The organism is Flavobacterium dankookense (assembly GCF_004362665.1).
In the GTDB taxonomy this organism is placed as follows: domain Bacteria; phylum Bacteroidota; class Bacteroidia; order Flavobacteriales; family Flavobacteriaceae; genus Flavobacterium; species Flavobacterium dankookense.
The window spans coordinates 272,329-285,236 of record NZ_SNXR01000012.1; the positions used below are offsets into that span (position 1 = coordinate 272,329).

The window sequence follows — 12,908 nt, forward strand, 5'->3', positions numbered from 1 at the left end:
TATGAAAAAAATATTTTTATCACTTTTATCACTTTCAGTTTTCCTGCTTTCTTGTGAGTCATCTGATGATGATATTACTTACGTAAAACCTGATTATCTTTCAGGAACATGGGAGTTTAGTAAAATAGGAACTATAAACGCTCAAAACGTTTTAGTTTATGAGGACTATCAAAATGAAACAGGTTGTGAAGCAGACAATTTAGTTTTAAAAAATGACAATACTTTTGTTTCTAACGATTTTAGCACAGAAGGAATAAATTGTGTGAATGCGAGTTTTAGTGGCGACTTTATTTTGGATAACAGAGATTTAATTTTTAACTATGTTATTGAAAATATCGAATATGAAAATGTTCTAACAATCGTAGCGTTGACAAATACTGAAATAACAGTATCAGGAACGAATGACTTAGGAGAAATAGTTTTTTATAAACTTTCAAAACAGTAAAAAAATATCTCAAACATAGAAAATCCCTTCTCGTTTTAAAAACGAGATTGGGATTTTTTTTATTTTCTTACTATTCCTTTTTATAAGAAACACGTTGGTTAGCAAATATTTTATCAAAAAAACTAATTTTAAAACTAAATATTTCTTCAAAAAAGTATGTACCTTAACATCTCTTTTTAGTTAATTTATAAATAAAATCATGAAAAAATTATTTTTAATCTCTACAATTATAATGAGTACAACTTCATTGGCTCAAGAAGTCCTTTCTCCTGAAACACTATGGAAATTAGGAAGAGTTACACCACTCGGAATTTCCATCGACGGAAAAAATATCGTTTATAAAGTGGCAATTCCTTCCATAGAAGAAAACAAGTCCAACTCTAAATTCTATACCATTCCAGTTACTGGAGGAAATGCTATTGAGGTAAAAGAAACCAAAGATTTAGTCAAAGACAAAAATGTTTCTCCCGATGGAAAATACATACTTTCTTCCCAAGAAGTAAAAACCGAAAATATTCTCGGAAAAGAAATTTACCCCGAACTTAAAAAAGCCGATGCACAAGTATATAACGGGTTAGATTATCGCCATTGGGATACTTGGAACAACGGAAGCCACAACCACGTTTTCTTTGCCGAAAACAAAGAAAAAGCCAAAGTAATAGACATTATGCCTAATGAGCCGTATGACAGTCCACAAAAACCATTTGGTGGCGATGAAGATTACACTTGGTCGCCCGACGGCAAAAGCATCATTTATGTTTGCAAAAAGAAATTCGGTACCGATTACGCTTTGTCAACCAATACTGATTTATACGAATACAACATCGAGACAAAAACGACAACTAATTTAACCGAAAGCAACAAAGGATACGACACCAATCCAATATTTTCCCCAACCGGAAACTTAACTTGGCTTCAAATGAAACGTGATGGTTATGAAGCCGATAAAAACGACATCATCGTTCGTTTTAAAGGAATGGACATCAATTTAACCGCCAATTGGGATGGTTCTGTGGACAATATGCTGTGGAGCAACGATGGAAAAAAAGTCTATTTCACTGCAGCTGTTGATGGAACAAAACAATTATTCGAAGTGAATTTTCCAGGATTAACAAGAATTGCTGTTACGGTTAAACAAGTTACTTCAGGTGATTTTGATGTGAATGATTTCATAGGTTTTTCAGGCGATAACATCATCGTTACAAGAACCGATATGAACCATGCTCCAGAAATCTATTCGTATAATCTAAAGAAAAAAACCTGGCTACAAATCACAAAAACCAATGACGATACTTACGCTAAATTAGCTTTACCAAAATACGAAAGACGTTATGTAACCACAACCGATGGCAAAAAAATGTTGGTTTGGGTAATTCTTCCGCCAAATTTTGATAAAAACAAAAAATATCCAGCCTTATTGTATTGTCAAGGCGGACCGCAATCACCATTAACCCAAAGCTATTCGTTCCGTTGGAATTTCTCCCTAATGGCTTCACAAGGTTATGTAGTTGTAGCACCAAACCGTCGCGGAATGTTCGGTCACGGACAAGAATGGAACGAAAAAATCTCAAAAGATTGGGGTGGACAAGTAATGGACGATTACCTTTCCGCAATTGATGATGTAGCAAAAGAAACCTATGTCGATAAATCACGTTTAGGAGCAGTTGGAGCAAGTTATGGTGGTTATTCCGTTTTCTACCTTGCCGGAATTCATAACAATCGCTTTAAAACCTTTATTTCACACTGCGGCGTTTTCAATATGGAAAGTATGTATGGAACAACCGAAGAAATGTTCTTCACTGATTGGGAAAATGGTGGCGCTTATTGGGAAAAAGACAATGCAATAGCACAAAAAACCTATGCCAAATTCAACCCAATAAAATTAGTTGACAAATGGAACACACCAATCTTGGTTATCCACGGTGGAAAAGACTACCGTGTACCAATTGGTCAAGGACAAGAAGCCTTTCAAGCAGCACAACTTCGCGGAGTAAAAAGCCGTTTTCTATATTTCCCTGAAGAAAACCATTGGGTACTAAAACCACAAAATGCGTTAGTTTGGCAACGAGAATTTTATAAATGGTTAAACGAAACGTTGTAAATCAAATAACAACCGGTTTAATCAAAACCGTCAGTTCGAGTTTTTTTTGTGTAGAGAAACGGAACAAAAAAAGTATCGAGAACCAATTACTCCAATACAATAAATAAAATAGCAATAAAAAACCCAACTTTCTCGAGTTGGGTTTTTTATAGAACTAACTAGATACTTTTAACTATTGCAATATAACTTTTATATTATACAATACTGTTTTTAAGTATTGCAATATTACTTTTATATAATACAATATCACTTGTAGTTATTACAATTCTTGTTTTTATTTTTAGAAGTAGTATTGTTAGTTGTTGAATTCTTGTTTTATTTTTTGTTAATATTATTGTAAGTAATGCAATACTATTTTTACTTTTTACTTACTTTTATAATAGTTAAACAATAATCATTATGCTATATCTCAATCTCGCATCCATTTTTAAGGCACGACAAATAGAAAAACCCTACTCATTTCTGGTCAAAATAGGTATTGCGCCACATACAGCTTCAAAAATCATTCGCAACGATATGCACGTTTTACGTTTAAACCATGTCGAGTTAATTTGTCTTCACCTTCATTGTGAACCAAATGATTTATTAGCCTTTAAACCTGAAAAAAACATGCTTTTAAACAACAATCATCCATTAAATAAGTTAATTCCACAACAAGAAGAATTCAATTGGCAGGAAACACTAAAAACACTTCCGGTTTCTAAACTCAAGGAAGTTGCCAAGTTCCTTAACGATACCAATCAAGAAGACCAATAAGTATAAAAGCTAAAGTCAAGAAAGAAATATACAGAGTGAAGTCCAAATACTTTCAAAGAGTTAATATCAGAAAGAGAAATAGGCTAAAAAACAAAAACCTCACTAATTAGTGAGGTTTTCTATTTATTCCGGATCGTTCATTTTAAACGTTTCCATAAACTTAGTAGTATAATTTCCAGCAACATAATCTGGTTCATCCATCAATTGTCTGTGGAATGGAATAGTCGTTTTAATTCCTTCAATATAAAACTCATCCAAAGCACGTTTCATTTTATTAATGGCTTCTTCTCTTGTTTGCGCTGTTGTAATCAACTTAGCAATCATCGAGTCATAATTTGGCGGAATAGTATATCCAGCATATACGTGAGTATCCAAACGAACACCATGACCACCTGGCGAATGTAAAACAGTAATCTTTCCTGGCGAAGGTCTAAAATCATTATATGGATCTTCAGCATTAATTCTACATTCGATTGAATGCAACTGTGGAAGATAATTTTTACCCGAAATTGGCACACCAGCAGCAACTAATATCTGCTCACGAATTAAGTCATAATCGATAACTTGTTCCGTAATTGGATGTTCCACCTGAATACGAGTATTCATTTCCATAAAATAGAAATTACGGTGTTTATCTACAAGAAACTCAACAGTTCCTGCACCTTCATAACTAATAAATTCAGCTGCTCTAACTGCTGCTTCACCCATTTTTGTTCTCAATTCGTCAGTCATGAAAGGCGATGGCGTTTCTTCTGTCAATTTTTGATGACGTCGTTGCACAGAACAATCTCTTTCAGACAAGTGACACGCTTTTCCAAAAGAATCACCAACCACTTGAATTTCGATATGTCTTGGTTCTTCAATAAGTTTTTCCAAATACATCCCATCATTTCCAAACGCGGCAGCAGATTCTTGACGAGCACTTTCCCATGCTTTTAATAAGTCTTCTTTTTTCCAAACGGCACGCATTCCTTTTCCACCACCACCAGCGGTTGCTTTTAGCATTACTGGATAACCAAATTCATCAGCAATTTTTTCTGCTTGTTCATAGGACTCTAAAATCCCTTCTGATCCAGGAACACAAGGAACTCCAGCAGCTTTCATTGTAGCTTTTGCAGAAGCTTTGTCACCCATTCTGTCAATCATTTCAGGAGAAGCACCAATAAACTTGATACCATGTTCCTGACATATTTTAGAGAATTTTGCATTTTCAGACAAGAAACCATAACCTGGATGAATTGCATCAGCATTAGTGATTTCGGCAGCTGCAATAATGTTCGACATTTTCAAGTAAGATAAATTACTTGGCGGCGGACCAATACAAACGGCTTCGTCTGCAAATTTTACATGTAAACTTTCCGAATCGGCTGTTGAATAAACCGCTACGGTTTTGATGCCCATTTCTTTACAGGTTCTAATCACACGAAGTGCAATTTCACCTCTATTGGCTATAAGTATTTTTTTAAACATAATTTTATAATTAGATAATTAGACAATGTGTCAATTAGACAATTTGTGAAGAAAGAAAACTTCTAACTTCCAACTTCTAACTTCTAACTTTTTATGATGGATCAACTAAAAATAATGGTTGATCAAATTCTACTGGCGACATATCATCAACCAATATTTTAACAATTTTACCAGAAATTTCAGCTTCAATTTCGTTGAATAATTTCATCGCTTCAACTACGCAAAGGACATCACCTTTTTGAATTGAACTACCAACTTCTACAAAAACAGGTTTGTCTGGTGAAGGTTTGCGGTAGAAAGTTCCAATCATTGGCGATTTTATAGTGATATATTTTGAATTATCATCTGCCGCAACTACTGGTGCTGCAGGTGCTGCAACTGCTGGAGCCGCAACAGGAGCTTGGATAGCTTGTTGCATTGGCGCTTGTTGTACATAAGTGATATCAGGTGAGTTACCTTCAAGAGTTGTTCTGATAGTAATTTTTATTTCACCAGTTTCTAACTTTACTTCAGCAACTCCAGAATTGGATACAAATTTGATAAGGTTTTGAATTTCTTTTAAATCCATAATTAGTTAGTTTAAATTAGTTTTATTGTTTGTTGTATGCCCATTTTAGATAAATCGAACCCCAAGTGAATCCGCCACCAAATGCTGCAAATATTAAGTTATCTCCTTTTTTTAGTTTATCTTCAAAATCATGAAGTAACAATGGTAAAGTAGCAGATGTTGTATTGCCATATCGATGAATATTTACCAATACTTTTTCTTCATCTAGTTCCATTCTATTGGCAGTTGCATCAATAATTCTTTTATTAGCTTGGTGAGCAATTAACCAATTAACGTCATCTTTGGTTAAATTATTTCGCTCCATTATTTTTGCGCTTACATCAGCCATTCCAGAAACAGCATATTTGAAAACAGTTTTACCATCTTGAAAAACAAAGTGTTGTCTATTTTCTACTGTTTCAATTGATGGAGGAAGAATAGAACCTCCAGCATCTATTTTAAGGTATTCTCTACCAATACCGTCACTTTTTAAAATTTCATCTTGTAGTCCAAGACCTTCGTAATTTGGCTCAAACAAAACAGCTCCAGCACCATCACCAAAAATAATACACGTTGCTCTATCCGTATAATCAATAATTGATGACATTTTATCTGCACCAATCAGCAATACTTTTTTATATCTTCCAGATTGAATATAAGCTGCGGCACTTGACATTCCATATAAAAAGCTTGAACATGCAGCTTGTAAATCGTAAGAAAAAGCATTAATAGCTCCAATTTGACTTGCTACATAAACTCCTGTTGAAGCAACTGGCATATCAGGCGTTGTAGTTGCCATGATTACTAAATCAATTTCTTCAGGGTTAATGTTAGCTTTAGCGATTAAATCTTGCGCAGCTTTGATTGCCATAAAAGAAGTTCCTTTTCCTTTTTCTTTCAAAAGTCTTCTTTCTTTGATTCCTGTTCGAGTGGTAATCCATTCATCATTGGTATCAACCATAGTTTCCAGTACTTGATTTGAGAGTACAAATTCTGGAACATAGGCTCCAACTGCGGTAATTGCGGCTGTAATTGTAGTCATAAAAATGGTATAATTCTTTTCAAATTAATGAAATTGAAAAGTTGTGGAAATTACAAAAAATAATTATATCTAGTATAATTAGATTTGGATATTTTTTTAAATTAAGTAAAACAAAAAACTCCCACATAGTGAGAGTTTAGTCCTTTAAAAACTTTACTTATGCAACAGCTACTGATTTATCAATAACTACTTGTCCTCTGTAATACATTTTACCTTCATGCCAGTAAGCTCTGTGGTATAAATGTGCTTCTCCTGTTATAGGACAAGTTGCAATCTGAGCTGCAGTTGCTTTATAGTGAGTTCTTCTTTTGTCTCTTCTCGTTTTGGAGATTTTTCTCTTAGGATGTGCCATTTTACTATATTATTTATCCGTTAATAGTTGTTTTAATTTGTCCCAACGTGGGTCAATATTTTCTTCTTTTTTATTTTCTTCCTCTTCGTCTTTTACCTGAATTGCATTTAGTTTGTCTAAAGCATCCGATTTTAATGTTCCATCTTTAACACCAGGATGAACCCTTTTTTGAGGTATAGAAAGTGCAATTATTTCATAAATATATTGCGACAAATCTATTTGATGTTCACCATGTGGAAGAATTAATAGTTCATCATTATCATTATTAAATTCTTCACCAAATTGAACAACTAATTTTAGACTTCCTTTTATTGGTAAATCGAAAAATTCGCCTGTCAAATCGCAAGGGACATTAACTGTTCCTTTGTGTTTAAAGTTGATTTCAAGCATGGTGTTTTTTTTATCTAAAACAACAGCGACTTTTATATCGCAATGCTCAAATTCATCAAAACCAAATTCATCAAAGAACTTTTTACTGATTTGAAAATCAAATTGATGCTTTCCTAATTTTAATCCTATAAAAGGTATTAAATATTCATTGGTACTTTTCATCTCAACAACAATTTTCCTTCAAATATTCAGGAGTGCAAAGATATAAAATTATTGCAATTCCAATAATCTTATCAACATTTTTTTGTTTATAATTGCTTTTCCTTTGTTTTTAAGGGGTTTTTACTGATTTCTGCGTGCTCTAATCGTGAATTATAGATGTCAATTGCCAAATAAACGGCTTCTCTAAACGAATTATTGTCGGCAATTCCTTTTCCTGCAATTTCATATGCTGTGCCATGATCAGGAGAAGTTCTAATTTTATTTAATCCGGCAGTATAATTTACTCCGTTTCCAAAGGACAATGTTTTAAAAGGAATTAATCCTTGGTCATGATAGGTTGCAATAACCGCATCATATTTTTCATATTGTCCACTTCCAAAAAAACCATCGGCAGGAAATGGTCCAAAAACTAATTTTCCGCTTTCAAATATTTTTTTAATGGTAGGTTTTAAAATTTTATCATCTTCATTGCCAATAACACCATTATCGCCGGCATGAGGATTTAGTGCTAACACTGCAATTTTAGGTTTGTTTATACTAAAATCTTGACTTAATGTTTTATGGATGACGCCGATTTTTTTTGTAATTAAATCTTCAGTTAGATGTTTCGCTACTTCATTTACTGGGATGTGATCAGTAATTAATCCTACTCGCAGTGTGTCTTGAACCATTAACATCAAGGCATTTCCATCTAATTCTTTGTCTAAATAATCGGTATGTCCAGGAAATTTAAATTCCTCCGATTGAATGTTGGATTTATTAATTGGTGCAGTAACTAAAGCGTCAATAAATCCTTCTTTCAAAGCTTTTGTAGCAGCAACAAATGATTTTATAGCGTATTTTCCAGCGTTTTCATTATTGTTTCCAAAAGATATATCTACACCTTCACGCCAAACATTTAAAATATTTATTTTTCCAATAACGATTTGTTCTAATTTATCAATTCCATGAAGTTGAGCGGTAAGTTCAAAGTGTTTTTTTATGAAAGAAACAATTTTAACGTTAGCAAAAATTACAGGTGTACAAAGTTCTAACATTCGACTGTCTTCAAATGTTTTTAGGATAATTTCACTTCCAATTCCGTTTAAATCTCCTATAGAAATACCTACAATTATATTTTCTGCTTTTTTCATAAGAAGGGCAAATTATTTATTGCTAATTTTGAGGTGCAAATTTAGTAAAATAAAACTACAATGTTTACAGGAATAATAGAAACACTCGGAATTATAAAGGATATTGAAAAAGAAGGTGATAATCTTCACATAACAGTTTCTTCATCAATAACTGATGAATTGAAAATTGACCAAAGTGTAGCGCATAATGGCGTTTGCTTGACGGTTGTTGCAATCAATAATGATGAATATAAGGTTACGGCCATTAAAGAAACTATTCTTAAAACAAATTTATCTCAATGGAAAGTTGGTGATTTTGTTAATTTAGAACGAGCCATGAGACTTGGAGATAGACTAGATGGTCATATTGTTCAAGGACATGTTGATCAAACTGGAGAATGTATTTCTATTGAAGAAGCTAATGGTAGTTGGTATTTTACTTTTGAATATGATTGTAAACTAAACAACATAACTATTGAAAAAGGTTCTGTCACTGTTAATGGTGTTAGCTTAACGGTCTTAAATTCAAAGGAAAATCAATTTAGTGTTGCCATAATTCCATATACTTATGAGCATACTAATTTCAATAGCTTTTCAGTTGGCTCAAAAGTCAACTTAGAATTTGATGTTATTGGTAAATATGTAACTAGGCTAAATTCTTTACATAAATAAAAAAAAAGCTTCAAATTAATTTGAAGCTTTTTTTATTGCGTTGGATTTTCCGATTTTATAAAATCCATAAATTACAGAAATTAAAATAAGAATAATTACACTATTATCAATAGGTAATCCTGGCGGCGGCGGCGGCAAAGTTGGCGGCGGCGGCGCTGGTTCGTCAGCAAATGTTGGGATAAAACTCAACAAAAATGCAGAAATAACTAATAAATTTTTATTCGGGACAATTCTCATAGTGCGTAAAAGTATAAAAAAAATCTAATCTCCAAAATAAATTATTTGTTTTATCTAAAAATTAATACAAATTTAATCTAGAAAAGGACTTAACCTTTGTCTAGATTAGAAATTTCTAATTTAAAAAAAACATTTTATATCTATAAAATAATAAACGTTTTTTTTTGCATTCTGGTTTTATTAAATAAAAAAACCTCAAAATGAGGTCTTTTTAAAAATGTGGTCCCACTTGGGCTCGAACCAAGGACCACCTGATTATGAGTCAGGTGCTCTAACCAACTGAGCTATAGGACCAGTTTTGAGGTTGCAATATTACTACTATTTTTTATTCGATGCAACTATTTTTCTTGGATTTCTTGACAAAGTTCAATTAGAACGCCATTTGTGCTTTTTGGATGAAGAAAGGCAACTAATTTATTGTCGGCTCCTTTTTTGGGAATTTCGTTGAGAATTATGAATCCTTCTTTTTTTAATCTAGCGATTTCATCAACAATGTTTTCTACGTCAAAAGCAATGTGGTGAATTCCTTCGCCTTTTTTTTCTAAGAATTTTGCAATTGGACTTTCTGGGTTTGTGGCTTCTAGAAGTTCAATTTTATTTGGTCCGTTCATGAAGAATGAGGTTTTTACACCTTCGCTTACCACTTCTTCTTCTTTATATGGTGGATTTCCGAATAGTTTTTCGAAAAGTAAATTGGAGGTTTCTAGGTTTTTTACGGCAATGCCAATATGTTCTATTTTTTTCATAATGTTTGGAATTGAAACAAAGATAACAAAAATTAAAAAGGCTTTTCTTTAGCCCCGATTAAAGTGGAAATCAACTTTATCAAAGTTTTTAACTTTGATAAAGTTATTGTAACGGAAAGCGGGAAAAGGGCTTATAAATAGTCCAAATGTTTCGCTTCTTAATTTTGACTACGCTCAGGATGATAGAATTTGTGTATTTTTGCAGCATGGAAACGAACAGACAGAAAAAAATTGGCAGTGTATTGCAAAAAGATTTGGTGGATATTCTTCAAGGTGAAGTGCGTAAAAATGGCATTAGCAATTTAGTGATTTCAGTGTCAAAAGTTATTGTAACGACTGATTTGAGTATTGCTAAAGTGTATTTGAGTGTTTTTCCACAGGATAAGGCTAAGGATTTGTTGGAAGCTGTTAAAACTAATGCGCCTTTGATTAAGCATGATTTGTCTCAAAGGGTAAAATTGCAGCTTAGAAAAGTGCCTAATTTGGCTTTTTATATAGATGATTCATTAGATTATATTGAAAAAATTGATAATGCTTTGTCTGGAAAAGAAAATCCGATTGTAAATAGAGATCTTTTAGAAAAACGCAAGAAATTTTAAGTTGAATTTTTCGCTATACATAGCCAAACGGTATCTTTTTAGCAAAAGCAAGAGTAGTGCTATCAATATTATTACTGGAATTGCTTCGGTTGGAATTATTGTTGGTACAATGGCTCTTTTTGTTGTGCTTTCTGTTTTTAGTGGATTGAAAGATTTTAGTTTGTCGTTTTCTAATACGTTTGATTCTGATTTAAAAGTAAACCCAATTACAGGAAAATCCTTTTTTATTTCAGCTGAGCAAGACAATCAACTTAAACAAATTAATGATATCGCTTCCTTTAGTAAAGTTGCTGAGGAACGTGTACTTTTCTTTTTTGATGGAAAAGAACAAGTTACTTATTTGAAAGGTGTTGATGCTAGTTTTATTCAAACGAATGAAGTTTCAAAAAATCTTTTTAACGGACAATGGTTAAAAAACGACACTTATCAAGTGGTTGTTGGTTATGGAATTTCGGAAAAACTATCACTTGGTTTATTTGATTTTAATAATCCGTTTGAAGTTTTTGTTCCAAAAAAAGGAAAAGGTGTTATTGAAAGTGAATCGGAAGCATTTAATAAATCGACTTTGATTCCTGTTGGAATTTATGCTGTTAGCGAAGATTTAGACAGCAAATATGTTTTTTGTGATTTGGCTTTAGCCCAAGAATTGCTTGAGTTCCAATCGGATCAAGTTTCTTTTTTAGAGATAAAATTGAAACCAGAAGTTGATGAAAGCGAGGTTGTTGAAAAAATAAATGCTGTTTTTCAGAACAAAGTTGAAGTAAAAAATAGAGCACAGCAAAATGCTACGTTATACAAAATGTTGAATACCGAGAATATTGCAGTGTATTTGATATTTACTTTAGTAATCATTATTGCACTTTTCAATTTGATTGGCGCTTTGATTATGATGATTTTGGATAAGAAAAGTAATTTGAAAACGCTATTTAATTTAGGTGCTGAAATCAAAGATTTGAAGAAAATATTTTTACTTCAAGGTAGTTTGTTGAGTGTTTATGGTGGAATAATAGGTTTGGTTTTGGGAATTCTTATCGTTTTGGTTCAACAGCAATTTAAATTAGTTATGATTACCGAAACACTTGCTTATCCTGTTGTTTTTAGTTTTAAAAACGTTTTGCTGGTTTTCTTAACGATTATTGTACTTGGTTTTATTTCAAGTGTAATTGCTAGTAGTCGCGTGAGTAAAGAATTGTTGAATTAAACAAATTGATAATCAGCATAAACTTCCTGAATTTCGTCTAAGGCTTTGAACAATTCTTCGGGATTTTCTAGTGTTACTAATTTTAAACGATGTTCTTTAAAGTTAGAAATTCCTTTAAAATAATTGGTGTAATGACGGCGCATTTCTACAATTCCAATGCGTTCGCCTTTCCAGTCCATTGACCAAGTTAAATGATTTCTTGCGGCTTCTACACGGTCAATCATTGTTGGTGCTGGTAAATGTTCACCTGTTTTAAAATAATGTTTTATTTCGTTAAAAATCCATGGATAACCAATTGCGGCACGACCAATCATCATTCCGTCAAGGCCAAATTTATTTTTATATTCTAATGCTTTTTCTGGAGAATCGATATCGCCGTTTCCAAAAATTGGCATTGTAATTCTAGGATTGTTTTTTACGCGTTCAATATGAGTCCAATCGGAATGACCTTTATACATTTGGGCACGAGTTCTAGCATGAACCGTTAAGGCTGCAACGCCAATATCTTGCAAACGCTCGGCAACTTCATCAATATTAATCGAATTTTCATCCCAACCCAAACGTGTTTTTACCGTTACGGGAAGATTGGTTCCTTTAATAACGGCTTTGGTCAAGCGTACCATCAAATCTACATCTTTCAAAACACCTGCGCCTGCGCCTTTGCATACCACTTTTTTCACTGGACAACCAAAATTAATGTCTACTAAATCGGGTTGAACAGCATCTACAATTCGAGACGACATTTCCATTGCTTCTTCATCGCCACCAAAAATTTGGATGCCAACTGGACGTTCGTAGTCAAAAATGTCTAGTTTCATTTTGCTTTTTACCGCATCACGAATCAATCCTTCTGAAGAAATAAATTCAGAATACATTAAATCGGCACCGTGAAGTTTACACAACCTGCGAAACGGCGGATCGCTTACGTCTTCCATTGGCGCAAGTAAAAGCGGAAAATCGGGTAATATGATGTTGCCAATTTTGGGCATAAGACATTTTTTTTGCAAAGATAGTTAAGAATATTTAGTTATGAAATTAATATAGAAGTAACAAACACAATACAATTAATACTTATT

Annotated in this window: 15 protein-coding genes and 1 tRNA gene; 6 read left to right on the top strand and 10 right to left on the bottom strand. The window is 33.0% G+C overall.

The window, feature by feature from the left end; translation table 11 throughout:
• Position 1: 1 nt before the first annotated feature.
• The 3 genes from BC748_RS05335 (at position 2) to BC748_RS05345 (ending at position 3,302) form a co-directional block, all read left to right on the top strand.
• On the top strand, positions 2 to 445 hold the full coding sequence (locus BC748_RS05335; RefSeq protein ID WP_133532434.1) for a lipocalin family protein: 444 nt from the start codon (positions 2 to 4) through the stop codon (positions 443 to 445).
• 199 nt (positions 446 to 644) lie between these two features.
• Positions 645 to 2,546: a S9 family peptidase gene (locus BC748_RS05340; RefSeq protein WP_133532435.1), complete on the top strand. Its 1,902-nt coding sequence runs from the start codon at positions 645 to 647 to the stop codon at positions 2,544 to 2,546.
• A gap of 399 nt (positions 2,547 to 2,945) precedes the next feature.
• Positions 2,946 to 3,302, top strand: a complete 357-nt coding sequence (locus BC748_RS05345; protein ID WP_133532436.1) for a helix-turn-helix domain-containing protein — start codon at positions 2,946 to 2,948, stop codon at positions 3,300 to 3,302.
• Positions 3,303 to 3,425: 123 nt separating this feature from the next.
• Here the strand turns inward: BC748_RS05345 and accC are convergent, their stop codons facing one another.
• The 6 genes from accC to pdxA all read right to left on the bottom strand — a co-directional run bounded on the left by accC (position 3,426) and on the right by pdxA (position 8,398).
• Complete coding sequence (gene accC, locus BC748_RS05350; RefSeq protein ID WP_133532437.1) at positions 3,426 to 4,772, bottom strand: acetyl-CoA carboxylase biotin carboxylase subunit; 1,347 nt, start codon at positions 4,770 to 4,772, stop codon at positions 3,426 to 3,428.
• Between the two features lie 91 nt (positions 4,773 to 4,863).
• On the bottom strand, positions 4,864 to 5,340 hold the full coding sequence (gene accB / locus BC748_RS05355; protein WP_133532438.1) for an acetyl-CoA carboxylase biotin carboxyl carrier protein: 477 nt from the start codon (positions 5,338 to 5,340) through the stop codon (positions 4,864 to 4,866).
• Positions 5,341 to 5,362: 22 nt separating this feature from the next.
• The gene (locus BC748_RS05360; protein WP_133532439.1) at positions 5,363 to 6,361 is read right to left on the bottom strand and encodes a beta-ketoacyl-ACP synthase III; all 999 of its coding nucleotides are present in this window, start codon (positions 6,359 to 6,361) and stop codon (positions 5,363 to 5,365) included.
• Between the two features lie 157 nt (positions 6,362 to 6,518).
• A complete protein-coding gene (gene rpmF / locus BC748_RS05365) occupies positions 6,519 to 6,713 on the bottom strand; it encodes a 50S ribosomal protein L32 (protein ID WP_133532440.1) in 195 nt (64 codons plus the stop codon).
• A gap of 9 nt (positions 6,714 to 6,722) precedes the next feature.
• On the bottom strand, positions 6,723 to 7,265 hold the full coding sequence (locus BC748_RS05370) for a YceD family protein (RefSeq protein WP_133532441.1): 543 nt from the start codon (positions 7,263 to 7,265) through the stop codon (positions 6,723 to 6,725).
• A gap of 86 nt (positions 7,266 to 7,351) precedes the next feature.
• Positions 7,352 to 8,398 (bottom strand): 4-hydroxythreonine-4-phosphate dehydrogenase PdxA, encoded by a 1,047-nt coding sequence (pdxA, locus tag BC748_RS05375; RefSeq protein ID WP_133532442.1) that lies wholly within the window; start codon positions 8,396 to 8,398, stop codon positions 7,352 to 7,354.
• Between the two features lie 60 nt (positions 8,399 to 8,458).
• Between pdxA and BC748_RS05380 the strand changes: the two genes are divergently transcribed.
• On the top strand, positions 8,459 to 9,049 hold the full coding sequence (locus BC748_RS05380) for a riboflavin synthase (protein WP_133532443.1): 591 nt from the start codon (positions 8,459 to 8,461) through the stop codon (positions 9,047 to 9,049).
• Between the two features lie 15 nt (positions 9,050 to 9,064).
• Here BC748_RS05380 and BC748_RS05385 read toward each other — a convergent pair whose 3' ends face one another.
• The 3 genes from BC748_RS05385 to mce form a co-directional block, all read right to left on the bottom strand.
• The gene (locus BC748_RS05385) at positions 9,065 to 9,286 is read right to left on the bottom strand and encodes a hypothetical protein (protein WP_133532444.1); all 222 of its coding nucleotides are present in this window, start codon (positions 9,284 to 9,286) and stop codon (positions 9,065 to 9,067) included.
• Between the two features lie 220 nt (positions 9,287 to 9,506).
• Positions 9,507 to 9,580: transfer RNA gene (locus BC748_RS05390), tRNA-Ile, on the bottom strand.
• Between the two features lie 44 nt (positions 9,581 to 9,624).
• The gene (mce, locus tag BC748_RS05395) at positions 9,625 to 10,032 is read right to left on the bottom strand and encodes a methylmalonyl-CoA epimerase (protein ID WP_133532445.1); all 408 of its coding nucleotides are present in this window, start codon (positions 10,030 to 10,032) and stop codon (positions 9,625 to 9,627) included.
• A 206-nt stretch (positions 10,033 to 10,238) separates the two neighbouring features.
• On the opposite strand from mce, the gene rbfA reads away from it, so the two are divergent.
• Both rbfA and BC748_RS05405 read left to right on the top strand, forming a co-directional pair.
• Positions 10,239 to 10,631: a 30S ribosome-binding factor RbfA gene (rbfA, locus tag BC748_RS05400; RefSeq protein WP_133532446.1), complete on the top strand. Its 393-nt coding sequence runs from the start codon at positions 10,239 to 10,241 to the stop codon at positions 10,629 to 10,631.
• Between the two features lies 1 nt (position 10,632).
• Positions 10,633 to 11,832 (top strand): ABC transporter permease, encoded by a 1,200-nt coding sequence (locus tag BC748_RS05405; RefSeq protein WP_133532447.1) that lies wholly within the window; start codon positions 10,633 to 10,635, stop codon positions 11,830 to 11,832.
• Here the strand turns inward: BC748_RS05405 and dusB are convergent.
• Positions 11,829 to 12,821, bottom strand: coding sequence for a tRNA dihydrouridine synthase DusB (gene dusB, locus BC748_RS05410; RefSeq protein WP_133532448.1), 993 nt, complete (start codon positions 12,819 to 12,821; stop codon positions 11,829 to 11,831). The genes BC748_RS05405 and dusB overlap by 4 nt on opposite strands.
• Between the last annotated feature and the right edge of the window lie 87 nt (positions 12,822 to 12,908).